The sequence below is a fragment of the Tissierella praeacuta genome (assembly GCF_040396155.1).
In the GTDB taxonomy this organism is placed as follows: Bacteria; Bacillota; Clostridia; order Tissierellales; family Tissierellaceae; genus Tissierella; species Tissierella praeacuta_A.
In genome coordinates this window covers 1-26814 of the sequence record NZ_JBEBOY010000002.1, presented here as the reverse complement: position 1 = coordinate 26814, position 26814 = coordinate 1, and the positions used below count along the sequence as shown (strand labels likewise).

The 26814-nt window shown below is 30.4% G+C and carries 18 protein-coding genes; 4 read left to right on the top strand and 14 right to left on the bottom strand.

All coding sequences use genetic code 11. The features are described 5' to 3' along the window. The first annotated feature begins 84 nt into the window (after positions 1–84). On the top strand, positions 85–1800 hold the full coding sequence (locus ABWP20_RS01320) for a DUF7986 domain-containing protein (RefSeq protein WP_353092974.1): 1716 nt from the start codon (positions 85–87) through the stop codon (positions 1798–1800). 14 nt (positions 1801–1814) lie between these two features. Here the strand turns inward: ABWP20_RS01320 and ABWP20_RS01315 are convergent, their stop codons facing one another. From ABWP20_RS01315 to ABWP20_RS01300, 4 genes are all read right to left on the bottom strand, one after another. Then, positions 1815–2666, bottom strand: a complete 852-nt coding sequence (locus ABWP20_RS01315) for an HDOD domain-containing protein (protein WP_353092972.1) — start codon at positions 2664–2666, stop codon at positions 1815–1817. Between the two features lie 235 nt (positions 2667–2901). Further along, positions 2902–5028, bottom strand: a complete 2127-nt coding sequence (locus tag ABWP20_RS01310; RefSeq protein WP_353092970.1) for a hypothetical protein — start codon at positions 5026–5028, stop codon at positions 2902–2904. Continuing rightward, entirely contained in the window at positions 5018–5329 is a 312-nt protein-coding gene (locus ABWP20_RS01305; protein WP_353092968.1) for a hypothetical protein, read from the bottom strand. The genes ABWP20_RS01310 and ABWP20_RS01305 overlap by 11 nt, the downstream gene beginning before the upstream one ends. Continuing rightward, complete coding sequence (locus ABWP20_RS01300; RefSeq protein WP_353092966.1) at positions 5322–5864, bottom strand: RNA polymerase sigma factor; 543 nt, start codon at positions 5862–5864, stop codon at positions 5322–5324. Before ABWP20_RS01300 ends, ABWP20_RS01305 begins: the two co-directional genes overlap by 8 nt. A 167-nt stretch (positions 5865–6031) precedes the next feature. Here ABWP20_RS01300 and ABWP20_RS01295 point away from each other — a divergent pair, with 167 nt between their 5' ends. Beyond that, positions 6032–8020, top strand: coding sequence for a S9 family peptidase (locus ABWP20_RS01295; protein WP_353092964.1), 1989 nt, complete (start codon positions 6032–6034; stop codon positions 8018–8020). A 294-nt stretch (positions 8021–8314) separates the two neighbouring features. Here the strand turns inward: ABWP20_RS01295 and ABWP20_RS01290 are convergent, their stop codons facing one another. The 7 genes from ABWP20_RS01290 to ABWP20_RS01260 all read right to left on the bottom strand — a co-directional run bounded on the left by ABWP20_RS01290 (position 8315) and on the right by ABWP20_RS01260 (position 16685). Further along, positions 8315–9667: a TldD/PmbA family protein gene (locus ABWP20_RS01290; protein ID WP_353092962.1), complete on the bottom strand. Its 1353-nt coding sequence runs from the start codon at positions 9665–9667 to the stop codon at positions 8315–8317. A gap of 2 nt (positions 9668–9669) precedes the next feature. Then, positions 9670–11055: a TldD/PmbA family protein gene (locus ABWP20_RS01285; RefSeq protein WP_353092960.1), complete on the bottom strand. Its 1386-nt coding sequence runs from the start codon at positions 11053–11055 to the stop codon at positions 9670–9672. 18 nt (positions 11056–11073) lie between these two features. After that, entirely contained in the window at positions 11074–12030 is a 957-nt protein-coding gene (locus ABWP20_RS01280; protein WP_353092959.1) for an ABC transporter ATP-binding protein, read from the bottom strand. Then, on the bottom strand, positions 12023–13048 hold the full coding sequence (locus ABWP20_RS01275) for an ABC transporter ATP-binding protein (protein WP_353092957.1): 1026 nt from the start codon (positions 13046–13048) through the stop codon (positions 12023–12025). The genes ABWP20_RS01280 and ABWP20_RS01275 overlap by 8 nt, the downstream gene beginning before the upstream one ends. Positions 13049–13059: 11 nt before the next feature. Next, a complete protein-coding gene (locus tag ABWP20_RS01270; RefSeq protein ID WP_353092956.1) occupies positions 13060–13980 on the bottom strand; it encodes an ABC transporter permease in 921 nt (306 codons plus the stop codon). A gap of 10 nt (positions 13981–13990) precedes the next feature. Beyond that, complete coding sequence (locus ABWP20_RS01265) at positions 13991–14926, bottom strand: ABC transporter permease (protein WP_353092954.1); 936 nt, start codon at positions 14924–14926, stop codon at positions 13991–13993. 73 nt (positions 14927–14999) lie between these two features. Continuing rightward, positions 15000–16685 (bottom strand): peptide ABC transporter substrate-binding protein, encoded by a 1686-nt coding sequence (locus ABWP20_RS01260; protein ID WP_353092952.1) that lies wholly within the window; start codon positions 16683–16685, stop codon positions 15000–15002. Positions 16686–16875: 190 nt separating this feature from the next. Between ABWP20_RS01260 and ABWP20_RS01255 the strand changes: the two genes are divergently transcribed. After that, positions 16876–17940, top strand: a complete 1065-nt coding sequence (locus ABWP20_RS01255; RefSeq protein WP_353092950.1) for an ArsR family transcriptional regulator — start codon at positions 16876–16878, stop codon at positions 17938–17940. A gap of 57 nt (positions 17941–17997) precedes the next feature. Here ABWP20_RS01255 and ABWP20_RS01250 read toward each other — a convergent pair whose 3' ends face one another. Next, complete coding sequence (locus tag ABWP20_RS01250) at positions 17998–20004, bottom strand: methyl-accepting chemotaxis protein (RefSeq protein ID WP_353092948.1); 2007 nt, start codon at positions 20002–20004, stop codon at positions 17998–18000. A gap of 247 nt (positions 20005–20251) precedes the next feature. Between ABWP20_RS01250 and ABWP20_RS01245 the strand changes: the two genes are divergently transcribed. Beyond that, complete coding sequence (locus ABWP20_RS01245; protein WP_353092946.1) at positions 20252–21103, top strand: YihY/virulence factor BrkB family protein; 852 nt, start codon at positions 20252–20254, stop codon at positions 21101–21103. 52 nt (positions 21104–21155) lie between these two features. On the opposite strand, the gene ABWP20_RS01240 is transcribed toward ABWP20_RS01245, so the two are convergent. Together ABWP20_RS01240 and ABWP20_RS01235 are read right to left on the bottom strand one after the other, a co-directional pair. After that, on the bottom strand, positions 21156–23621 hold the full coding sequence (locus ABWP20_RS01240; protein WP_353092944.1) for an ABC transporter substrate-binding protein: 2466 nt from the start codon (positions 23619–23621) through the stop codon (positions 21156–21158). Between the two features lie 140 nt (positions 23622–23761). Beyond that, the gene (locus ABWP20_RS01235) at positions 23762–26698 is read right to left on the bottom strand and encodes a ligand-binding sensor domain-containing protein (RefSeq protein WP_353092942.1); all 2937 of its coding nucleotides are present in this window, start codon (positions 26696–26698) and stop codon (positions 23762–23764) included. Between the last annotated feature and the right edge of the window lie 116 nt (positions 26699–26814).

The window sequence follows — 26814 nt, the reverse complement described above, 5'->3', positions numbered from 1 at the left end:
TATTTTTTTCTGTGCAATCTTTTCTATTATAGTATATAATAGATTTTGGTAAAGAATTATTCGTAATATATCTTGGGAGGAAATATGCAGAGTCTGACTTATAAACAAATACAAAAAATTGATAAATCAGCAACTAAAAAGTTGCTAAAATATATATCTGAAGAAATACAATATGAAACTATATTAGATACACTAGAGTTTTTTTATCCTGATTTTGGAGAACAAAAATATACAATAGCATTTAATGTATGGATAAGTATTGATTTTATTGGAAAAAACGGAAAAACATTTATTGAAAAATTTCTTGAAGAAAAATCATCACCGTTAACATCACAAGAAAGAGAAATTTTAGTACAAAGAAATAAATCCAATGTATCATTATTTGAAGTTATTGATACTAACGAAAAATTTATTGAAGTTAGAGATTTACTTCAAAATAAAGATTATAGCCTATTAGAGCCAGATTTAGCTTCTAGCATGTCTATTGGAGACTTTGCTTTTGGTAGAATTGGAAACCTATTAGGACATTTTACTTTTATAGGAGACATTAGTTATTTACCTGAATGTGTTAAACCATTATTTTTAGAAGAAGTATTCTTTGATTTTAACCATCTTAGATTAGAAATACCTACTCTTACTATTAAAGACTATTTAAAAAAGCATAGTATAAATCTATATAAAATATATACAAACTGTATTCTTGAGGCAATTGAAATGGAAGAAGATATTGTTTCAGTATTTTATGATGAATTAGATGAATTTGAAGCATATCTTAAATTGAAATTACCTAAAGTAGTTGTAAAGAAATATATTGCAAACTTAATGGATTTCTTTGAATATTATCTTGCAGATGAAGATTTAACTTTATCTGATATTGACCAAATAGATTTCCATGATTTTTTCAAAACTGCCATAGAAGATGGATTTATAATATCTCAGGATGATTTGAATTCCTATATAGCTACATTTAAAAACTATTTAGGATTTTTAAGTAATAAAAATTCAGATTATAAGGATATATATAAGGAAGTTTTAGATATTAGTAAAGATAGATTCGACTTTATAAACCAATTAAAATTAATTAAATCACCATTTACAATAGATAGAGATTTGGCAAATATTGTATCGGGATTCTTAAACGAGGATGCCATATCCCTTATAATGGATTATGATAAATTTATACTTTATATATTAGATAGACCTTTGGATTTAACTAAAAAGAATAAATATATAAGAAGAAAAAATCTTTTAGAAATAAATCAAATGCTAGAATTATCTAATTATGTAGATAAATCTTCACCTAACCAAAGAGATTTCCCTATAATTCATATCTTTTATAAACTATCTCTTACTCTAGGATTACTTTCAGTTGATGATGATAGTCTAGCTATAAATAATAAAGGTAACAACTATCTAAGATTGAGAGATGAAGATAAGTATTCAATATTGTACAAATATATTATGAGTAATGAGTTTATATCTGAAATTTGTAATATGGAAAATTCAAAGACATTGGATAAATCAAAGAAAGATTTAATGAATTTATTATCATCCTTAAATGAAAATGTAAATTATGAACTCAGCAGTATATTACCTAATTTTTCAAAGAATTTTAAGTTTTTCTTTGCATCTTATATATATTTGCAATATCTTGGTATCATAAAATGCAATTTATATCCAAATTATAAACTTAAGGTAACTCCTCTGGGAAAAATCATTCTAGATTTTATAGAATCAATAAATACTAAAAAACACGAATGTAGTGTAATAAACTTAGAACTATTCAGAAAAAGCAGATAATTAATTATCTGCTTTTATGCTGTTAAGAAACTTTCTTCATCTTTTATTAAGTCTGCTACCTGTGCTATGATATTTTGAAATTGTAATTCATCTAATTCTAAGGTCTCTATTGCCATTGGTGATAAACTATAGGATAGACCATCAAGTCCAAGTCCTACTCCCATCATCATAGTAATAGCATCAGCAATATGAACTATAGAAACTAAAAGTGGATTTATATTTGCTAGCTCTGGTGTATGATGATATCCTATTGCCTCCACTAAGTCCTTAGGAAGATTCCATTTTTCAGCTACTTTTTCTCCTATCTCTGCATGTCCAAATCCAAGTACTTCTTTTTCTGACTCTAAGAAGGATATATTGTTAGCCTCCATCTTTGATAATACTTCCGTATATTCTTTTTCCATATTTTGATTCAAAATTGTTTTCCCAATGTCCCTAAGAAGTCCTGCAATATAAGCTTCTTCTGGATTAGGATATTTTATACTCTTTGCAATAAATCTTGATATTATAGCACAAGTTTGAGACTGAGACCATAATTCATTTTTTTCCAAAGAATATCCCTTTAATTCTTCTGTTAGATATGTTCTCACAGTAGAAGCAAGAGCAATTCCCTTTATCGCTTGAAATCCCAATAAAACAGTTGCTTGAGATATAGTAGAAATCTTTCTTGCATATCCATAATAAGCTGAATTGGCAAGACGAAGAATTTTAGTAGTTAGAACCTGATCCTGTAATATCACTCTCTCTATATCATGAACTGTGGAATCTGGGTCGTCTGTTAATACTATTATCTTATTTATGATTTCAGGCAAAACTTTCATATCCTCAACCTTATTAACTATATACTCTAAAGTTAACTTTGTCATATTATCTCTCCACTCCAATCATTATTGCCATTTTTTATAATCATAAGAAAATCCCATTATCTAAATATAAGCTTAAATCAATTAGGTTTCATAAAGCCTGCTTAATATATTAATACTACAAATAGAAACCTTTTATATAATTATACCCAAAATTATTTCTATAATATATAGACAAAAAGACTCAAAAAGATACATTATTACAAATTATAATTATATTGTAACAAAAAAGGGACATTTAGTCCCAATGATTATCCTCTTTTATTTCATTTAAAATAATTTTTATTCCAGGATTTTTTACTGCACTATAAACTTTCCTAAAATCCTCTTCCCTTCCTTCATAATCCTCTTCTCTTTTTAAAAGCCTAGACAGATATTCTTTAAACATTATATATTCTTTATCATTTTTATCTAATTGGCTTAATAACTCTATACCTTCTATTAACTTTCCCTTACTCATATAATAAAGCTTAACATCCTTATTCTTCAAAAAATCTATGGCTCTTTCATATTCACCTAGATAAAGATCTATATAAACAATATCAGAATCCCTTATATTATCTGCAAGAAGTAAATCTTCCCTAGCTTTTTCAAATTCACCTAATGAACTATAATATGCCCCTCTATACCAGTAGAAATACTCATCTCTATATTCCTTGGGTATCATATCAAATAATTCTTTTACAATTTCTTTATTTTCTCTATAATTCTTAGAAGTCATTTGATCCAGAACCCTAAGGATTACATCAGCATTACCTGTTATATCATAAACCTTTTTTCCATAATTTATAGCCTTTTCAGCATCTGAGGTTCCTTCACCCCAACCATATATATATAGCTTAGCCAAATATGATAATGCTTCTATATTTTCTTCATCATCTAGTAGCAAATTCTCATAATGATCTATGGCTTCTTTATACTGTACTTTTGATATTAGTTTTTCTCCCTCTGTTTGCTCGCCTCCTACCTTTAAGCTGGGCATCATATCATAATAATTAGTCATCGGAGCACTGCTGCTTAACATATTTTCATTCTCATCATAGGCATCGACCATAATATAGACTGTAGTCTCACTATATACATATCCCATTATGGCTCCAGGACTTACAACACCATTTTCATCAATAGAGTACCCCGAAGGAGAATGTTTGAGAATCTCTATATCAAATACTGCATTATTTCCTCTTATATCTACTTGCCTTTTTTCATCCATTATAACAGTAGTAAACATAGATGAATTTCTTACCCCTACAGCTTTAACTCTATAAAATTCTGCCCCTTGGACTTCTTCCCATTCTACTTCAAACTTATTTCCATCTACTAATTCTTCAGATTTGGGCTTTATAATCTTCATAGCAGAGCTAAATTGAAAATCATACTCTACATCATCTAATACCTCAAAGTTAAATCTATTTTTCTCTAAATATGCCTTTTCAAATAATATTCCCGTACCTACTCCAATACCTAAATCATATTTCCCATCCTTCACACCAATGGTTTCATAATATCCATCTTTATCTGTAGTGGCAACGAAATCTATACCTCGTGAAGAATAGCCTTGCCTAGATTTTTGCAGATATACTTCCACAAATGGAATTCCTACTCCATCAACAGTTACCCTTCCCTTGATTTTATTTTTCCCGTTTTTATAATCTAATTCTTCTAACCATGACTTTCTATGACTTGGAACTAAACCACCAAATAAAGTAGTATCGAATCTCCACCTAGTTTCACCAGCTTTTCCATAATATTCATTTGCCTTCTGAAAATTCTCTCTAGCAAATTCTATATGCCCTCTTAAAAAATAATACATATAATCAATATCCTTATCCCCTGGTACAAAGGAACTAAGCATATCCTCTGCCTTAGTATATTCCCTATTGGCAAAATATACATAACCTTCATAGAGCATAGATATATCTCTTATTTCATTTTTATCTGAAGATTTTCCCCATTCTATCCAATCTTCTAAATTATTTAAATCACCATTATATATATATAAATCTAATATGCTCTTGTAGGCCAAAGTATATTTCTTACTCTTAGGATAATCCTCTATTATTTCTTTATAGCTGTTTATAGCCTTATCTATAGTATCATAATCTAATATTCGCTCTCCCATCTTCATTCCCATCATTATTCTATATCTGCTTAATCCACTGATTATAGTATCAGCCCTTTTGTATAGTACCTCGTCTTTTTGAAAAGAAACAGGGTACTTTAAATAGTAGTCATAGAGTTTCTCTGCTACCTCTGGCTTAGTTTCATTAAAAATCTCAGCTAATGTCAGATTAACAATGGGTACTACTACTAAAATTAATACTACTATTAATATTATTGTCTTCACTTTTATTCTAATTTTCACATCTACTCACTCTCCTTTCATCTCTTATTATAATCTGAGTTGAACCTAAGTCTATAATGCTTTCACTCTTAACCACTATGTCCTTAGGGATTCCTACTATTATGAAAAATATAATAAAAGATGCCATCATAGGCACTAAAGGCAGTTCTATTTCCTTATTTAAGAAATCTTTTATTCTATCTTTTAATGTTTTCTTTCTACTTATGAGTATCCTATCTCTTAAACCTTGAGAAATCTCTATCTCCTTTACTTCATCTTCCATTATTATTTTCAACTCATTTCCCAATCTATCTTTATCCATTAAACTCTCCTCCCCTTTCAATAGAATTTTTAAGTATAATCCTTCCTCTGCTTAATCTGCTTTTTATGGTCCCTTCCTTTTCTTCTAGTATTTCAGATATCTGCCTAATAGATAATTCTTCAAAATAAAAAAGTATCATAACTTCTTTATATAATAGGTTTAGATTAAATAGTTCATTTCTCAAAGCTTTCCTATCTATTGAATCAAATACTATATCCTCTACCCTTTCATTACTTTCTATAATATCTTCATATATTTCAAATTCTCTTCTAGTTTTCATTCTATCTTTACATAGATTCAAAGCTATTTTATATATCCAAGTGTATATGGAACTATTCCCCTTAAAAGATTTTATCTGGCTAAATATTTTAAGAAAGGTTTCTTGTACTATATCCTCAGCATCTTTCTCATCTTTGAGGACTAAGTAGCAAGTTTTTAACAATCTATTTCCATAGATATCTAAAAGATGTATATATGCTTCTTCATTTCCACTTTTAAGCCTTTTTATTAATTCTTTTTCTCCATACTCCGCCACCCCTGACCCTCCTTTACTATTTAGACGACTGAGATTTAAAAAAGTTGCATTTATTTTAAATATTTTTACATTATTACTATATCAAAGTAGTTCTCTACTTTATATTCCATTATAAATAGTATATAATAAATCTTAGATACACTAAATAATTTATTGGGGGGATGTAAGTGGAGAATTTAAAACTAGATGACTTTACAAAATATAAGTTTTTATCAGGCATTAGATTTTCGCCAAATGGTAAAAATATAGGTTTTATAGTACATAGAATGGATGTAAAAGAAAATAAATACCTGTCTAATATCTATATCTATGACGAAGAGAAAAAATCAGAATTTAAATTAACATCCTTAGATGAAGAAAAGTCCTTTATATGGAAAGATGATAGTACTATTCTATTCCCTGCTGTTAGAGATAAAAAAGATAAAGAAAGAAAAGAAGAGTTTACCACTTATTATGAGATCAGTATAAATGGAGGAGAAGCCAATAAAACATTTGAAATCCCACTAAATGCAAATTCACTTGAATTTATAGATAAGGATAATCTTCTAATAACTGCTACTTTTAATCCTAATATGCCAAATCTTCGAGAACTATCTGGTGAAGATAAGGAAAAAGCTATAAAGAAAATAGAAGAAGATAAAGACTATGAAGTATTAGATGAGATACCATTTTGGTCCAATGGTACAGGCTTTACAAATAAAAGGAGAAACAGACTTTATATCTATAATTTAGATAGTAAAATCCTTACCCCTATTACTGATGAATTTACAGATGTAGGAAGTGTTAAACTTAACAAAGATAAATCCATGGCAATTATAGTTGCCAGTTCATATATGGATAAAATGCCATTAAAATCAGATTTACATTTATATAATATTAAAGAAAATAAATTAGAAAAATTAACTCATAAAGATGTTTTCAGCTATTACTATGCAGATTTTCTTGGAGATAAAATAATTTTCACTGGGCATAATATGAAATCCTATGGAATAAATGAAAATCCACATTTCTATACAATGAATCTAGATGGCTCCAATGCCCTTAGAATAACTGATGATAGCTTTGATTATAGTCTTTGGAACTCTGTAGGTTCTGATTGTAGATTTGGTGGCAGCAGAGCTATGGTATCAAACGAAGATTATCTATACTTCACAACAACAGAGAGAGATAGCTCATATATTAATAGAATAAACAAAGATGGAGATGTTGAGAAATTAGTTGAACAAAAAGGTTCTATAGACGGATTTGATATATTAAATGGCAAGATTGGATTTATAGGTCTTAGGGGACTTAAACTTCAAGAATTATATAGTTTAGATAATAAAAAAGAAATTCAATTAACTAAATTTAATGAATGGGTAATAAATGAAAAGAAATTATCCACTCCTGAATATCTAAGTTTTGAAGTTGATGGAATAACAATTGACGGGTGGATAATCAAACCTGTAGACTTTGAAGAAGGAAAAAAATATCCAGGAATATTAGATATTCATGGCGGTCCAAAGACTGTCTATGGGGAAGTATTTTTCCATGAAATGCAATACTGGGCTAATGAAGGATATGCAGTATTCTTCTGTAATCCTAGAGGTTCAGATGGTAGAGGAAATGAATTTGCAGATATAAGAGGTAAATACGGTACTATTGATTATGATGATTTAATGAAATTCACAGATTTAGTTCTTGAGAAATATTCTTTTGTAGATAGGGATAAAATTGGAGTAACTGGTGGTTCCTATGGTGGTTTTATGACTAACTGGATAATAGGTCATACTAAGAGATTTAAAGCTGCTGCATCTCAAAGATCTATAGCTAACTGGATTTCTAAGTTTGGAACTACGGATATTGGATATTATTTTGTAGATGACCAACAAGCTGCTACACCTTGGTCTGATGTGGAAAAACTTTGGTTCCATTCTCCTATGAAATATGCCGATAAAGCAGTTACACCTACTCTATTTATCCATTCCGAGGAAGATTACCGCTGTTGGCTGCCTGAAGGTATTCAGATGTTTACTTCCTTGAAATATCATGGAGTAGATTCTAGATTAGTTATGTTTAGAGGAGAAAACCATGAACTAAGTAGGTCAGGAAAGCCAAAACATAGAATTAAAAGATTAGAAGAAATAACTAATTGGTTTAATAAATATTTGAAATAAAAAAAACTGGTTAAACTAATCTGGTCTTTGTTAAATAAATAGGCAATTTAACTATTTTTATAAGTTTACTTTATACAATATGTATATTTACTTTAATAAACATTATATTTACTTTATAAAATATGTATGTTTACTTTAATGAACATTATGGTATAATATAAATAAGGTAATCGGATTCGCAAAAATGCGATTACCATCTAGTGAATTAAACTACTTTAATCACCTTGTACGGCAATACAGGGTGATTATTTTTTCTTTCATATTTGAAATAAAAAAGGCTTTTAAAAGCCTTCTTTATTTCCCTGATATAGTTAAGCTACCAACATAAATAGAGGGAGCTCCGAAGTAGCTTGAACTAGGATGAGAAAATTTAATGTCATTTCCTATATATTTTATATTTTTTAGCATAGTATATAAATTACCTGCCACAGTTATTTGGGCTAAAGATCTAATTACTTTTCCATTTTCCACAAGCAATCCATTTGATGATAACGAAAAATCTCCTGATATAGGGTTAATCCCTGCATGTAGTCCATGAATATCAGTAATAATGATACCTTTATCCATAGAAATTATCAAATCTTCTAAGGATCGCTCTCCTTCTCTAATATACATATTTGTAGACATTACTCCAATAGATGATTTATGGGAATTTCTAAAGCCATTTCCAGTGGACTTTGTACCATCTTTTTCGGCAGTTTTATTGTTGTGAAGAAAGTTCTTCAATACTCCGTCTTCTATTATATATTTTGAATAAGTAGCAGTTCCTTCATCATCAAAGGTTCTATAATATTTTCCATTTTCCATTAAAGGATTTTCCACTATATTAAAGGAATCTACAGCAACCTTTGAACCTAACTTCCCTTTCATTAGAGAAAGATCCTTTTGAACTGTACTTCCTAAAAATATAGGAGAAAAATAGCTAAACATATCTGCTGCTACATTATTTCTAAGAATAACTTTATAGTTTCCAGATTCTATGGACTTTGCTCCTAACATGGATATAGCATCTCCAACGCTGTCTTTAATAAGCTTTTCCTTATAATTCTCAGAAAGTTCATTGAACACACAATGCGAATATCCTGTTTGCATATTATTTTCCTCTTCCGTAACAGCTGAAAGACTTATAATGCCAATAATATGACTATCCTTTAATTCTAGTCCCTTAGTATTCCTAATATATATTTCTTGGATTTTCTCTTGATACCTACAATCTTCTATGGTCTTTACTCTTTTATCATAAGCATAAGCTCTTTTCTCTAAATCCAATAAATATTCAATCTTTTCGTCCTCTGTAAATTTATCTAATAAATTTTCTCTTTCAACAGTTTTCTTACTTTCCAATGTAGATGAAGACATTTTTTCTACTTCATCATTATGATTATTTTCTGCATATTGAATTAAATTATTTATCAATTCATCTAAACTATCTTCACTTAGTTTTTCCGTATAAGAATATCCCATTTTCCCCTTATAAATACCCCTTAAAGATAAATCCTCTTCTTCTGCTACTACATATTCTTCTAACTTACCTTCATATATATTAAAATCCAAGGATGAATTTTTATTGATATAGACTTCTACTTCTTCAATATTACATGATTTAGCTTTTTCAAATAATCTCTCTATTAATTTATCTCTGTCCATATCTATTCTTCCCTCCCACCAACAGTCATAGTCTTAACTCTAATGGTAGGCTGTCCAGCACCAATAAATAATGCTCCGCTTCCTGCATAGCAATATCCTTGTCCTATTTTAAGATTATTTCCTACCATATCTACATCCTGAAGTATTGCATTTCCGTTTCCTATTAGAGTTGCCCCTTTAACTGGTTTAGTTATTTTGCCATTTTCAATTAAATAAGCTTCTGAAAGTGAAAAGTTAAAATCACCTGTAGCTGGATTTACAGAACCTGCTGAAAGGTATTTAGCAAACAAGCCTTTTTCTGTATTTCCGATTATCTCTTCCTTTGTACTAGTACCATTATCTATATAGGTATTAGTCATTCTAGAAGTTGGAGCAAATCTATAGTTTTGCCTTCGTCCTGAAGCTGTAGGTGCCATATTCATCCTTCTAGCATTTAATTTATCTATCATATATCCTTTTAAGATTCCATTTTCAATTAAAACATTCCTTTGAGTTTTCATTCCCTCATCATCTACTCCAAGAGAACCCCAAGAATTAGTAATGGAACCATCATCTATTAAAGTAACTACATCTGAAGCTATTTTCTCTCCTATTCTATTAGAAAAAACTGAAAGACCTTTAGCAACAGATGAAGCCTCTAAACTATGACCACATGCTTCATGGAACATTAACCCGCCAAAACCATTGTCTACAACTACTGGCATATTTCCAGCAGGGCAATAATCAGCCATTGCCATGGTTTTAGCATTTCTAGCAGCTTCCCTTGCATAATCTTCTATACTTATCTTTTCATAAAACTCAGTGCCCATCAATGCACCAGGTCCAATATATCCTGTCTCTATTTGTCCATTATACTCAGCAGCTACTACAATTAACATTCTAGTCCTTACTCGTTTATCTTCTGCATAGACTCCTTCAGTATTAGCTATTAATACATTTTGCTCTTGGTCTAGATAATTTACTGTAACCTGAGATATGATTTCATCATAGGATTTAGCAGCATTATATGCCCTCTTTGTAAACTCCATTTTATTTGCAAAATTTACTTTTGATGGGGACAATCTATATGGATGCTCTATTGGGATTATTTTCTTATCAAAATTTACTGCAATATCTTTTTTATCTTCTTTAATAGTTCTTGCTGCCTTTCTAGTAATATTTATAAGGTTATCTCTAGATAAATCATTGGTATATGAATAAACATATCTTAATCCTGAAAATATTCTAATTCCTATACCAAAATCTCTGCCGCTCATGCCTCTTTCAATATTACCTCCTACAGTGGCTATTTCTGTAGAAAAATTATCTTCCATGAATACTTCAGCAAAGTCGCCTCCATTAGCTAAGGCCTCAAAAAATATATCTTCAATTATGGATTTACTTAACATAAAATCCCCCCTAGTTTTCTAATATAAGTGACAAGCTACAAAATGATCCGTTTCTACTTCTTTTAGTTGTGGGGTCATTTTATGGCATATGTCCTTTGCATAAACACATCTCTTAACAAACTTACATCCATCTGGTGGGTTAATAGGAGATGGTACTTCACCTTCTAATTTTATTCTATTTCTTGTTTCCTCTGCACTAGGATCTGCCACTGGTATAGCAGATATTAATGCCTTTGTATATGGATGTAATGGATTGTCATATAAGGCATCATTACTTGCTAATTCTGCCATGGAACCTAAATACATTACCCCTACTCTGTCTGATATATGTTTTACCATGGAAAGGTCATGGGATATAAACAAATAAGTTAACCCCATTTCCCTCTGTAATTTTATAAGAAGATTTACTATCTGAGCTTGAATAGATACATCAAGAGCAGAAATAGGCTCATCACACATAATAAATTGTGGTTGTACTGCTAAGGCCCTTGCAATACCTATCCTTTGTCTTTGCCCTCCTGATAGTTCATGGGGGAATCTTGAACCATGCTCAGGATTCAAGCCTACCTTCTTCAGTAAATCGTGTATTTTTTCTTGTCTTTCCTTAGAACTTAAATTTAAGTGAACATCCATGCCTTCACCTATAATATCGCCTATGGTCATTCTAGGATCTAAGGAAGCATATGGGTCTTGAAATATAATTTGAGCATTCTTCTTAAACTCAAGTTTTTCTGCTCTATTCATTTTATGAACATCTTTTCCATTAAATAAAACTTGACCTGATGTAGCTGGATAAATACCTAAAATTGTTCTACCACAAGTAGTCTTTCCACATCCAGACTCACCAACTAAGCCTAAGGTTTCACCTTTTTTTATATTAAAAGTTACATTATCTACAGCCTTTAAAGTTGCATTTTTTCCTACTTGAAAATATTTTTTCAACTCTACTATTTCTATTAAATTATCCTTACTCATTTTTTCCACCTCCTAAGTTCCTTACTCTGTCTACTTTAGGAGCATCCGGATGCTGTAACCAGCAATTTACTTTATGTGTACCTGAAAGATTAGTTTCTTCTGGTCTCATTTCTTTACATATTTCCATTGCATGCTCACATCTTGAAGCAAACGGACAACCTGGTAATGGAAGAATTAAATCTGGTGGTGTACCACCTAATGAGTAAAGCTCTTCCTTACTCTTTGTATCTACACTTGGTACAGAGTTAAGCAGTGCCCAGGTATATGGATGCTGGCTATTATAGAATATCTCTTCCTTAGTTCCAGTTTCCACAATATTTCCTGCATACATAACTTGAATTCTATCTGCAAAGTTTGCAACAACTCCGAGGTCATGAGTTACAAGAATAATAGCAGTACCAAATTTATCTTTTAATTCCTTTAATAAATCCATAATCTGAGCTTGAATAGTTACATCAAGGGCAGTAGTTGGCTCGTCTGCAATAAGCACCCTAGGATTACAAGATAAAGCTATAGCTATCATAACCCTTTGTCTCATTCCACCTGATAGTTCGTGAGGATATTGATTTATTCTTTCTTCTGCATTTGGAATATTTACTAACTTAAGAAGTTTTATTGCCTCTGTTTCTGCTTCTTTCTTACTGATCTTTTTATGAATCTGTAAAGTTTCCATTATTTGTTTACCTACTGTCATAGTCGGGTTTAAAGATGTCATAGGGTCTTGGAATATCATGGCTACATCTTCCCCTCTATAGGAAAGCAGTCTTTTTTTATCCATTTCTACAACATCTTCACCATCAAATAAAATCTGTGAACCTTTTTTTATTTCTGCTGGTGGAGTTTTTAATAGTCTTAGGACAGCTTTTGCTGTAACAGTTTTACCACAACCTGATTCTCCAACAATGGCTAATGTTTCTCCCTTGTGAACGTCAAAACTAATACCTCTAACAGCCTTTACCTCTCCTGCATAAGTATGAAATGATATATTTAAGTCTTTAATTTCTAGTACCTTTTCCATTTTTCTCCCTCCTATTGTCTTAGTTTAGGATCTAGAGCATCTCTAAGTCCATCACCTAGTAATGTAAATGACAACATGGTTAAAGCAATCATAAGAGCCGGGAAAAACAATTGATGCGGATAAAATATAAAGTTTTGCTGTGCAGCTGATGCTAAAGCACCCCATGAAGTTGCTGGTGGCTGAGGTCCAAGTCCAAGATAGGATAGGAATGACTCAGCAAAGATATACCCCGGAATATCAAAAGTAATAGTTACTATAACTATACCTAAAGAATTTGGAATTAAATGTTTTATGATTATTTTCCAAGGACTAACTCCTAATGCTTCTGCTGCCATAATATATTCTTGCTGTTTTATTTGTAGCATCTGCCCCCTAACAAGTCTTGCCATACTGCACCAACCAGTTAAAGTTAAAGTTAAAAGCAAGGTTCCTATGTCTCTTGATTCTGTAACTATGGAAATTATAATAACTATTATTAAATATGGAATAGAAGTTAAAACTTCAACTATTCTCATCATAATATTGTCTATTTTTCCCCCAAAGTATGCAGAAAAGGCACCATAAATACTTCCCACTATTGTAGAAATAAATGCACCTACAATACCTATTATCATAGATGTTCTACCTGCTTGCCATACTCTAGAGAAAACATCACGTCCTAATTCATCTGTACCAAACCAATGCTCACTATTTGGTTTCAGATTAATCTTTGTAGAATCCATTTCCTCATATTTATAACCGTTTATATGTGGTCCTATTACAGTCATTATACATATGGTTAAAAGTATCACAATGGCTAACATTGCAACTTTGTTACTTTTAAGTCTTCTCCAAGCATCTTGCCAATAACCGACTCTAGGACGTGCCATGGCTTCATTTGATGATGGATCTATACCAATTTTTCTAAATTTATCTTTTGAAATGCTTTCCATTTTGGACCTCCTATTTGCTATTTTTTGAAACTCTAATTCTAGGGTCTGCAACACCATAAAGTAAGTCTACTGCTAATTGAGCTACTACAAATAATGCTGCATAGAAAACTGTGGTTCCAATAATCATAGTATAATCTCTATCATTAATGGAAGTAATATAATATGAGCCTAATCCTGGAATACCAAATATCCTTTCAATAACAAAAGAACCTGTAAATATTCCTGCAATTTGTGGTCCAAGTATGGTAATAGCAGGAAGTATTGCATTTCTAAGTACATGTTTTCTTACAACATTAAAAGGACTTACACCTTTTGCCTGAGCTGTAAGAATATAGTCTTGATTTAATACTTCTAACACATTTGAACGCATATATCTTCCATATGTGGCTATGGAACTAAAACACATAGCTATTGTAGGAAGAATAGTATGCTTAAATTTGCCCCAGCCAGTAGTTGGTAAAAGCTCAAACTTAACCGATAATGTATATTGCAAAAGTGCAGCAATAATAAATACTGGAACAGTAATACCTAAAATTGCTATAAACATAACTAAATAATCTGGCCATTTGTTTCTATTTAAAGCAGCAATTACTCCAAGAGTAATACCTATAGTAATACCTATGGCTATTGCTTGGAAGCCTAGTCTACCTGATACCTTTGCATTTGTTAGTACAGTTTCTGTAACTGACCTACCTGGATATCTTAGAGATTCCCCTAAATTTCCCTTTGTAATTAAATTTTTCAGAAATGTTCCGTATTGAACTATAACAGGTTTATCCAATCCATATTTTTGATAATAATTTAACTTAATTTGTTCTGGCAAATTCTTAGCCATATGAGCTAAGGGATCTCCTGGTATACTATGCATCAAGAAAAAAGTAATAGTTACAACAACCCATAGAGTAAGAATCATATATCCAATTCTTTTCATTATATACTTACCCATAATCTTCCTCCTTTGCTTATTTAGCAATATAGCAGTCTATAGACATGTCTATGGACTGCTATATAAATTTAAACTATCTGCCTTGAGTAAAGCTATATTTATATCCTTGGGTACCAAATGGAGTAACTTGTAAATCATGAACATATTTATATCTAAATACATGGTCTCTTGGATATACTACTGGAGCTACTACTGCCTCTTCATATAATAATATATTTTCTGCTTCTTTAAAGTACTCTAAACGTTTAGCACTATCCATCTCTGAAGAAGCTAAAGTTATAAGTTCATCAAATCTTTCATTTGCCCAGCCAGTACCTATAGCTGGTGCATCTGATTTAAATAAGTTTAGCATATTAATTGGGTCATTGAAATCTGCCCCCCACTGCATATAACCAATTTGGAAATCTCCTTTTTTTACATTACCATCAAATACTGGCCATTCCATTTGCTCAACTTGGAAATTAATTCCCAATGTTTTAATATAAGTTTGTTGTAGATATTCTCCATAAGTTCTGAACCATTGATCTGTTCCGCCTAAGGAAATCTTTACTGTTAATTTGGATGGGTCTGTATCCATTCCTAATTCTTCTAACCCTTTGATTAAAAGTGCTTTAGGATCTTTATTTTCATCAGCTAATTTCTTAATTGGTGATTCTGCTACTTGTCTATATTCGTCATCACCTATATTTATACTTGGTGGTACCCAACCATAAGCTGGAGCAGGTACTCCATAGAATACAGTATCAGCTAATTCTTCTCTGTTTAAAGCTATTGTAAAAGCTTTTCTTATATTTGCATTTTTAAATACCTTATCTTGAGTATTGAATAACATGAAGTTAATACTTGGATAAATTATTTCTATATGATTTAAGTTCTCATCTTTCATGAACTTATCTTTCCATTCTCCCTTATTAACCATTGCTGAATCAAAGGAACCATTTGCTAGGGAGTTGTAAATAGCATTTTGATCTGAAATAATCTTCAGATTTACATTTTGTAATTTAACAGTATCTTTATCCCAATAATTATCGTTCTTAGTTAAAAGCAATTCACTATTATGAACCCAAGATGTTAAAGTAAATGGTCCATTATATACTAAGGTATCGAATTCTGAACCATATTTATCTCCTTGTGCTTCAACTATATCTTGTCTTTGAGGGTACATTACTCTTTGATAAGTTAATTGCTCAAAATATGGAGTTGCTGACTCTAAAGTTATTTCAAGAGTATTATCATCTAAAGATTTAACTCCTAGCTCATCAACTGTAAGTTTCCCACTATTTACCTTCTCTGCATTTTTAATAGACATCAAAATCCACGCATAAGGTGATGCTGTCTCTTGAGCTACTGATCTTTTTATACCATATTCATAGTCTTGAGCTCTTACTTTAACCCCATCTGACCATGTATTTTCTCTAATTTTAAATGTCCATACAGTACCATCTTCACTATGTTCCCAGCTTTCTGCTCCTGCTGGTACTAGGAAGTTATTTTGATTCTCATCTTCTTCCAATCTAGCAAGCGGCTCTAATACATTATAAAGTACTCTATTTGAATACATATCTGAACCTTTAGAAGAATCTAAGGTACTTGGTTCTGCGAGTAAATAAAGATTTAGATATTGTTCACTGTCAATAGCCGCCTCACCATTTGTTTCACCATTTGTTTCTGCTACATTTTCTTTTTCTCCACAGCCTGTTACAGTAAGTAAAATTAACAAAATCGCCATTGATAATGCTAAAAACTTCTTATTTTTCATCTGTGAATCCTCCTTTTTTGTTATTAAGTATATTAATTTTATTAACTTTAGTATAGAATATTTTTCAACATAAGTCAATGAATTGTCTAACACTATGTTAGAAAATCTTCTAACATGTTCCGTTATAGTATTGAATAATTTTTTTGTATAATGTATCATTGACTTAATACTACTATTAGGAGGATAAAATATGGAATCTAATCTCCCCTGTAAAATTCAGTACAATAAGGCGGTAGAGTTCATTACAGCAGTTCTAAAATATAGAATCAATAAATCACGGCAGGTCCATTGGAACACTCCGGAACTTAAAAGAGATATTGCCAAAGAAATTATGGACTTTTCTCCAAACGAAAAGGTAAAGGAATGGCTAAAATATGTGGACACTAATATTTCCCCATTTTTACGAAATGATATAATATTTATAACAGATGAAATCTATAGATTATTAGACGTTTGTTTTCATCTCGTTCTAATGGAAGATATAAAAGAGCCTTTAGAACTAATAGAAGCTTTAACATCCATCGACACATCTACTATGGTAAAAATAGCCTATAAATATTATGAACTTGATGCTCCATTAGACAATGAGGAAAAATTAAAACTTGCTTTAAATGAAAACTATTCTGACAAAATAGCATCCTCTTTTTTACATTTTAAAAATCATCCAGATGAATATAAGAACAGAGCAAGAGAAGTACTATTAAGTTTTTATGAAAAGTTTTATAAGCCCTTTGAGAAGACAGTTTATAGTTATATGGAAAAAAGGCGGGATTTCCACAATAAGACTTTTAAAAAGGACCCTATTTATTTTATAAATACCATAGGTATGGGGGATTATTCTAAAGCAATTGAGCTCCATAATAAAGTTATTATATATATGAGTTTCTTTATTGATGTAGGTTTATTCTATTTTACCTATAAAGATACTTTAGTTATGTACTGTGGTCAAACTATTGAGCATAGATTTGAATCCAGAAAAACACTAGATACTTATAAAGCATTATTTAAAGCACTATCTGACGAAAAAAGAATTGAAATTTTAAAAATGACCTCCAAGAGGCCGTGGTATAATAAAGAATTAGCAGATTATTTTAATCTAACTACTGCTACACTTTCCTATCATCTAAATCTATTATTAGATTTAGAGATACTAAATTTTGAGCCTAGTATTATAAATAACAGGTATTACTATACAACAAATAAAGAAAATCTCAAAAAGCTATTTGATGCAGCTTTAAAGGATTTATTAGAATAAATAAGTATCATTTTTGGTGCCTGGCACCAAAAATGATACTTATTTTAATTTATCTATCTATATCCTAAACTTACCGATGAGGGATTGAAGTTCTTCTGCAATATGTGCTAACTCTTGACTAGCATTTGCTACTTCCTCAATGGATGCAGCTTGTTCTTCCATAGAAGCAGATGCCTCCTCTGTTCCTGCTGCATTTTCCTCTGCAATAGATGATAAGTTTTGCATCAAATCCAATAAAGTATTTTTATTTTCTTCCATAGTTTCTACTGATTGTGTAATTTTTTTGATTACTTCTCCTGTAATTTCTATGGAAGATGCTATCATTTCAAACTTTTCTTCTGTCTGTTTAACACTTTCTGACTGAGATTCGGTTATTTCTCTTGCTCCTTTTATGCTTTCTACTGCATCTTCAGATCTTATCTTTAATTCTTGGATAACTTCTTGGATTTCATTTGTAAAGTTGTTAGATTGCTCTGCAAGCTTCCTAATCTCTTCTGCTACAACTGCAAATCCTCTGCCATGTTCTCCTGCCCTAGCAGCTTCAATAGCAGCATTAAGTGCCAATAGATTAGTCTGTTCCGCTATACTTTGAATCATAGTGCTGGCACTTTCTATTTTTTCTGCACTTTCATTATTACCTAGTATAATATTATAAACATTTTCTGTTGTCTCATCAGTTTTTCTAGTATTTTCTATTAACTCTTTAAGAATAATAAAACCTTCATTTTTCTCTTTATTAATCTCTTCTGCCGCTGCATTTAATTCTATAGTATATTGCTGATTTTGTTCCAATAAGTTTCCTAGTACTTCAACATTAGATGCAGAAACTTCTGTTTCATGTGCTTGCTCTCCTGCTCCTCTTGCAATTTCTTCAATAGTCCTTGCTACTTCACCAGAGGCAACCCCTGTTTCCTGTGCTGTTGCAGTTAGTTCTTCAGCTGTTGCCGATACAGTTTCTGATGCATGAGTAATATTAGATAAGAGTTCCACTATATTCTGCTGCATTATATCTAATGCTTTACTAGCAGTTCCTATCTCATCTTTTCTCATTGAATATTTATTCATATTATTATTTTCATCAAATGAAAAATCATATTCAGATAACTTTTGTAAATTTGTAGCCACATCAACAATAGGCTTTGTAATAGTTTTACTTACAAAATAGGTAACTACAGCACCTATAGCTACTCCAATAAAAGCTGCAATACATAAATATTCTTTCATTTTATTTACTTCACTTAGTACTTCATCAGCTTTAATTCCTATTACCATTATCCAAGGAGTTCCTTTAATAGGGGAAAAGCCTACTATCTTTTCTACTCCAGTGAAAGTCTTATATTCTCCACTGCCTATTTCTCTCTTTAGCATTTCATTTTCTGTAAGCTCTGCTAATTCCTTATTATCCTCACCACGTTCTATAAAATTAAATTGTTCAACAATTAAATCTCTATCTTCATCTGCTACAACGGTGCCTTCACCATTAATTATATAGCCGCCGCCTGTTTCCATATATTTAATTTCATCTACAATATCACTTAGAACAAAAGCATCTGCCACTCCAAGCAATACTCCAGTTTGTACTCCTCCTACATAGACTGGTGATGCATATACCATAACTGGCTCACCGGTATCCTTACTCATAATAACATCTGATATCACATCTTCACCTTTCATGGCCCTTATAAAATAATCTCTATCACCAACTCTATATTCAGCACCTTTGGTACTTAATTCACTTCCATTTCCATCTTTATCTGCAAAAATAAAACTAATATATCCTGTCCTCTTTGCTTCTTTTTCTAAAAATGCAAGTCTCTTTTCCAATGAGATTTCCTCATCTGTTATCATTGGATTCTGAGCAAGTCCTTGAACATATTCAATTTCTTCACTTACCTTTGCTTCTATGTATCTGGCATTTGCCTCTGCAATACTCCTTAAATTATAATGAGCATCCTCCATAAGACTGTTACCCATGGTTTTAATTGATATAAATCCTAATCCTGCTGTTAGGATAAATATAATTGCTGTAAATATAATTACTAATCTTGATTTTATTGATTTCATCCTATACGCCTCCTGTTCTGTAGTCTAATTCATAGTTTGGTTTAATGGTTATCCTTCCATAATATTAAATCAAGATAGCTCTTTGTAATAAAGCTCTACTATAATAGTAGTCGACAAATTTCTGCTTTTCTTTATACAAAATTTACCAAATTATTTCTTAACTTCTGTATTTTACTTTCATCTATACTGTTTAAATATATATTTATATGATAAAATAATAATACATTGATAGCAGGAGGTGGACATATTGTTAAATTGGCTAAATAAACATAATAATAATTACGCAAAATTTTTAAAAGAACTTATTTTTAGAATGAAGGATGATAGTGTCACTGCCATAGGTGCACAGCTATCATATTTTTTGGTATTATCTGCTTTTCCATTTCTTATATTTTTTCTAAATATATTAAGCTATACATCTATTGCCAGAGAAGATGTATTACATAGCATAATAGTATTATTGCCATTAGACACACAAAGGCTAATCTATACCTTGCTAATCGAAACTATAGTTACTAGTAATGAAACTTTACTTTCCTTAAGTGCTATAACCGGTATCTGGGCTGCATCTAAAGGTATCTTAGCTCTCATTCGTGTATTAAATAAAGCCTATGATGTAGAAGAAACTAGAACTTATCTTGAATTAAGAGGAATAGCTGTATTGTTTACTATAGCATTATTGGCATTACTTCTTCTAGTACTCCTTACTTTGGTCTTCGGTGAAGTTTTAGGCAATAGAATATTTGAATTCCTAGGAATCACCAAAAAATTTATTTCTTTTTGGAAATATTTTAGGGTGACTATATCCTTATTTTCTATGATTTTTATATTTACTTTATTATATAGATTTGTCCCATCCATTAAAAATGATCATAAAATTAGCTTTAAACATGCAATACCTGGTGCTGTTTTTACATCTATTGGATGGATAATCACATCTACAATCTTTTCCTATTATGTAAATAATTTTGGTAATTATGGAAAAACCTATGGTAGTTTGGGAGGTATAATCGTCCTACTTATATGGCTTTATATAAGCAGTATCGTTATTATAATGGGCGGAGAAATTAATGCAACTTTAAGATCATTAGATAGTTAGAAATCAGGTTGAAAAAGGGACAGAAAATTATAAGCTGTCCCTTTCTTTACTTCTATTCTTTTATTATGTTGTCAAATTTAATCATAGCTAATGAGGAAAGATTTACATTTGTTATTCCATCTTGAGTGCAAACTCCATTATGTGGATGATATAAAGGTATACAAGGTGCATCATCAGATATTATGCTTTGTATTTCTTTATAATATTCTAATCGTTTCATAGGATTTACTGTGGCTTTTGCCATTTTAAGCAATCTCATAACTTGTTCATTATTATATCCACTAAAATTAGATGCACTAGTTGGAGAAAATAAAGGTTCTATAAATGAAGAAGGTTCCACTGCATCTGCATACCAACCATACATATATATGTCATACCCCTTATATAAATTAGCTGAATTTGCAAATTCCTTATTTGATACTTGATTATACTTACATTTAATTCCTATATTATTTAAATCCTCCTCCACAAATTTAAATAATGGATTAATACTCTCTCCACACAAAATATTTAAAGGTCGACTTAGATTTACATTGTTCTGCTTTAATATCGCCTTTGCTTTTTCAGGATTATATTCATATCCCTTAACATGGTCATATGGTATTAATCCTGGAGGGATCATGCATTTTGCCTCTGATGCAAGACTTCCTGCTACTTCATCGATAATTCTTTTCTTATTTATAGCATGATTAATGGCCTGTCTAACTGGTTTTAATGTATAACTAGAATCTTCATTTTTTATCTTAAATCCTAAATATAATGTGGCCAATAATTCTGTACTCTTAAAATTTTTAAGGTATTTATTCTTCTTTAATCTATCTAGCTCTGATTTACCTTGAACTACATAAAAATCATATTTATTATCTAAAAAATTATTTAAAGGCTTTGCATCATTACTCACTATCTCCATGATATCACAATAAGGTCTTCCACCTATGTAATTTTCAAAAGCCTTTAATCTATAAATATTATCATTATAACTTTTAAGTATATACGGACCACATCCTACTATATTGCCTTTCTTTAATTCCTCTGGATCCATCACTGCACAAGAAATCTGTGATAAAAACATTAAAAATCCGCTAAAAGGTTCTGATAGTTTAATGGATAATCTATAATCACTTAATACTTTTATTCCAGTAACTTCTCTTGCCTTACCATCAATATATTCCTTTGCTCCTTCTATATAATCTATAAACCAAGTATTAGGAGATTTAAGTTCTGGCAATAACATTCTTTCCAATGAATACTTTACATCTCTGCTGCAAATTTTCTTACCGTTATGAAATATAGCATTATTTTTAAGATTAAATATCCAAGTCAGATTATCATCTTCTACATACCAATTCTTAGCCAAAGATGGCAGTACATCACCAGTTTCACTTGTAGTCAATAATCCTGTATGTATATTCATTAAAAACCTCATATTTTCCATTGTATTTACCATTGCTGGATCAAGGGTAAATATAGATTCTGATAAGTTATGTCTTATTGTAATTTCCTTTTTCTCCTGCTCATCTATCTCGCCAATTAGCTCCTTAGTCATTCCATTTAATAGATTAGCTACTTGATGTAATGCTACTAAGGCAGATTTAGTAAATTGCGTATTGAGCAATGCACTCTCTACCATGGACATAGCCTTCTCGGATATATTTGACATTTCATCTGTAGAACTTACTATTTCTTCCAAACTATTGGTCTGTATTGTTATAGCATTATTTATTTCGTCTATGGTTTCTAACATTGATTCTATAGCCATTTCAATTTTTTTAAATGAGAGATTTGATTCTTCTGCAATTTCAGAGCCTTCTATTATTTTTTCATTACTCTTTTCTATAGCATCTATAGTTCTAGCTACATTTATATTTATATTCTTAATTATAGATGAAATGTCATTTGCAGATTTTGTACTTTTCTCTGCCAATTCCTTTACTTCATTGGCTACAACAGCAAACCCTCGTCCTGCCTCTCCTGCTCTAGCAGCTTCTATACTAGCATTTAAAGACAATAAATTAGTTTGTTTAGCTATATCCCTGATTATATTCAATATATTATCAATTTGAACAGTAGATGATTTTAATCCATTTATTTCTGCCATTACAGAAGATATAGACTGCTTTATATCATCCATTGAATGAATTGTATTATACAAAGCCTTACTTCCTTCATCTACTACTCTAAGAGTGTTTTTTGCTGTTTCATATGATGTATTTGAACTGGCATTCAGCTCTTCAGCCATAGCAGAGTAATTACCTATCTCTTCAACTACTTTAGATATAAATGCTATTTGTTCTTCTGTTTTTATTGATAGGGCTTCTATTATACTTGTTAAGCTTTCTGTTTGATTATTTGAATCCTGAATCTTTATATTTAGATTATATAATAAATTTTCTTCATTTTGTTTTATCATCCCTATTTTTAAAAACTTTTCATTTACCTCTCCTGTACCATCTAAATTAATTTTATCAATATTTTCTACTCTTTTTGAGTTCCATTTATTTCTCCATTCCTTAATCATGGCAGCCTCCTATGTTAGAAATTATTCTTACATGTTAGAATTATATCACAAGACCTTCATAATTAAAAGGAAATACATAATCCTGCTCAAAATAAAGAATATAAGGAATTAAGAATTGATAAACTTAATTAACTTCTTTATCATTTTATTATTCTCCCTCCATGTATTACCTTTCCATCCTCAATCTTTAGTTCCCAAAAAATTGGAAACCTCTCGCTTATTTCAACTTTAATTATTTCAGGAGCCGCAAAGCATATTAGCTGGAAATTCAATTTATCTGCTATTTCAAATATCGGATCTAATACATGCTTAGCAGAAGCCTTACCAAAGGGATTATCTAAAATCAATACAGTAGAAGGATTTTCATTTCCAATATGCTTTTTCTTAAAACTCATAATCATCATTATTACAAATGTATTTACAGAAAGAGTTTGTCCCCCACTGCCTTCCGGTAAATCTCCCTCACCTTTATTAATAGCTTCCCAAGTTGTATAATATTCTTCTCTAGGTCTGGCAAACTTAAATTCATTTTTCTCTGACATTTTATATACTAATAATGTCGGATATCTCCCCTGTAATGCCTTGGAAAATATAACTTTATCCCCCATTAATTCATTTAATATTTTACCATCTATCTTATCTATATTCTCATTTGTTTCTAAAATCTTAGTTATGGACTCCACAAAATATTCCTCTAACAAATGTATAATTTCAGATTCTGCCTTAGGAAGTCTATCTGCTCCCTTTAGCTTAACTAGAGGAAATACATAATCCTGCTCATTGGTATAATTCATACTAGCTACCATATCCTTTAAACCCTCTATCATTCTAATTACATATATAGATGCTCTATCACTCCATTGTTTCATAGCATTTTCAGCCTTTTCCTTATCCTTAGACAAAGTAAGGATTTCATTCTCAAAATGACTTTTCATGCTTCTAAAGGATATTATATTATTTTTAAAATTATTGATATTTGCTTCCTTTACTGTGGAAACAATTTGCTCCTTTAGCTTATCTTCTTCTAGCCTAATATTTATTTTTTTGATAAACTCACTTCTATATCTTTCTCCTTCGTCTACAGTTTTCTTGATTTCCCTTTCATTACTTAAACATCTATGAATCCAATCATCAACTATTAAATCTGCATTATTCTGAATCTTCTCCTTTAATATCCTATCCATCTTACCTTTAGTCCACTCTAGCTCATATCCAGTTTTTATCTTAGCTAAATTATTCTGTAATCTATATTTAGTATCCTTATTTTTTTCTATTTCTTCAATGCAAAGAGTTAAATATTTTTTATTAGATTCTATATCCCTATTTACAATATCTATCTCACTAGAAAAATTTTCAATTTCTAAGATAATAGGTGATCTTTTATGGTCCTTTAGTATTTGTTTCCCTTTAGTTTCAAATACTTCCTTTATTGTTCCAATGCTTCCAAGTGAGCTATCTAAAACTGACTTTATATTTTCCCTCTCTTTTTCAAGTATTTTAATGGCTTTCTTTATTTCTTCTATCTTCATAATTATCTCATTTGGTGAAAGTTTTAGTTTAGGATATCTAATCCAATTATTATCTAATTTTATCAGTTCTTTAATATTTCGACTAATGTCCTTATTTAAATATTCAATGTCTGCATCTATTTTAACAATTTTATTATTCTTAGTCCGGATATCTTCTTCTAAAACCTTCCTCTCTTTTATCAATACTCTCAAAATATCATTAGATGCAGAAAAATCTGGTATTTTAAAGTTTATATAATCGTAATCAATTTTAGGTTCATATACAACATCTTTAGAAACAGATTTTAAATCCTCTATTATATATTTAATCTTAACTTTCCACTCATTATAAGACTCTCTTACTCTATTCTGATTATCCTGTACACTCTCATTATCATATTGAAGATTTGAAGTTTCAATATTTATCTGACTTAAATTTTCTTTAATTTTAAGTATCTCTATTCTCTCTTTTTCAACTTCCTTTACCATCTTTATATATGCTTGAATTCTCTGAACAGAAAAATTTATATTATCCAGTTCAATATTATTTCTATTTAATTCTTTCTCGATTCTATAGATTAAATTCTCGTAATTTAATTTTTCTTCCTCATAAGTTTTTATTTTATCAGTAATTTCTAATATATCCTTTTTAAAATCCTTTAATCTCTGATTTAATATATAAGCAGTATCATTTTTGGCAATAAATATTAATTCTTGCTTTATGTTTTCTATATTATTTAAATCTTTTCTTATATTATTTTCTGTATCGGCCAATTCTTTAAATTCTTCTTCCATATGAGCTTTCCAAGATTCATAACTAGATTTCTCTACCAATTCGTAGGCTTTACCGAGGATAACCTTAAATGAATTATCCCTTGATTTCATTTCAGAACGAATATAAATTGGTACCATATTATTCAAAAATAATCCTCTGCCAATGTTCTTATCTATTAACTCCCAATCCCTTTCATTTGCTATAACTACAGAATATAGAAATCCAGGATAATATCCTAATATCTCTTCTTTCTCCTTATCATTTAATCCATTCAAATATTCAGCACCTGTTTCTGCATGGATTCCAATACCATTTATCCCCTCTTTTATTAGGACTATATCTTTATTTGGAATAAAATAATCTTCTTTATTTAATAGTTTATCTATACTTTTCTCCCATATGAACCTTTGAACATCTTCTAAATTACTCTTCTTCTTTTCTTCTATATATATAAGACTATTATATTTATTAGTAAACCAACTATGATTAAGTAAAGAACCATCATAGTTTTCTAATAATTGTTTGGAAACTCTTCTTGCCAATTCTATCTCATATCTTTCCTTTTCTTCTATATTCTCCTCTAAAGCCTTGATTTTATTTTCTTTAGCTTTTAAATCATATGTGGATATATTTATACCATTACTAAGTTCTGATAATATATCCTTATATATCTCTCTTTGTTCAATTAAGCTATCTATAGCTTCCTCAGTTCTTTTCTTTGTCTCAAATAAATCCTCTAATATTCTTTCTGGAAACATTAGGCTCACTGAATCATAGTATTCCTCTAATTTCATTTTTTCCTTATTTAAGTTTTCTTCCCTTAACTCAAACTTATTGATTTCCTTTTGTAACTCCTCCTTGAGTAAACATAGGCGTCACCGCCCATACTCCTCTACAGAACCGTACGTGC

What these genes read in the sequence shown, in the direction of transcription:
- ABWP20_RS01270 (WP_353092956.1), bottom strand. Translation starts at nt 13,980, where the DNA reads ATGGAAAGCATTTCAAAAGATAAATTTAGAAAAATTGGTATAGATCCA.
- ABWP20_RS01240 (WP_353092944.1), bottom strand. Translation starts at nt 23,621, where the DNA reads ATGATTAAGGAATGGAGAAATAAATGGAACTCAAAAAGAGTAGAAAAT.
- ABWP20_RS01250 (WP_353092948.1), bottom strand. Translation starts at nt 20,004, where the DNA reads ATGAAATCAATAAAATCAAGATTAGTAATTATATTTACAGCAATTATA.
- ABWP20_RS01235 (WP_353092942.1), bottom strand. Translation starts at nt 26,698, where the DNA reads ATGAAATTAGAGGAATACTATGATTCAGTGAGCCTAATGTTTCCAGAA.
- ABWP20_RS01305 (WP_353092968.1), bottom strand. Translation starts at nt 5,329, where the DNA reads ATGGATAAAGATAGATTGGGAAATGAGTTGAAAATAATAATGGAAGAT.
- ABWP20_RS01260 (WP_353092952.1), bottom strand. Translation starts at nt 16,685, where the DNA reads ATGAAAAATAAGAAGTTTTTAGCATTATCAATGGCGATTTTGTTAATT.
- ABWP20_RS01285 (WP_353092960.1), bottom strand. Translation starts at nt 11,055, where the DNA reads ATGTTAAGTAAATCCATAATTGAAGATATATTTTTTGAGGCCTTAGCT.
- ABWP20_RS01315 (WP_353092972.1), bottom strand. Translation starts at nt 2,666, where the DNA reads ATGACAAAGTTAACTTTAGAGTATATAGTTAATAAGGTTGAGGATATG.
- ABWP20_RS01265 (WP_353092954.1), bottom strand. Translation starts at nt 14,926, where the DNA reads ATGGGTAAGTATATAATGAAAAGAATTGGATATATGATTCTTACTCTA.
- ABWP20_RS01290 (WP_353092962.1), bottom strand. Translation starts at nt 9,667, where the DNA reads ATGGACAGAGATAAATTAATAGAGAGATTATTTGAAAAAGCTAAATCA.
- ABWP20_RS01275 (WP_353092957.1), bottom strand. Translation starts at nt 13,048, where the DNA reads ATGGAAAAGGTACTAGAAATTAAAGACTTAAATATATCATTTCATACT.
- ABWP20_RS01255 (WP_353092950.1), top strand. Translation starts at nt 16,876, where the DNA reads ATGGAATCTAATCTCCCCTGTAAAATTCAGTACAATAAGGCGGTAGAG.
- ABWP20_RS01320 (WP_353092974.1), top strand. Translation starts at nt 85, where the DNA reads ATGCAGAGTCTGACTTATAAACAAATACAAAAAATTGATAAATCAGCA.
- ABWP20_RS01280 (WP_353092959.1), bottom strand. Translation starts at nt 12,030, where the DNA reads ATGAGTAAGGATAATTTAATAGAAATAGTAGAGTTGAAAAAATATTTT.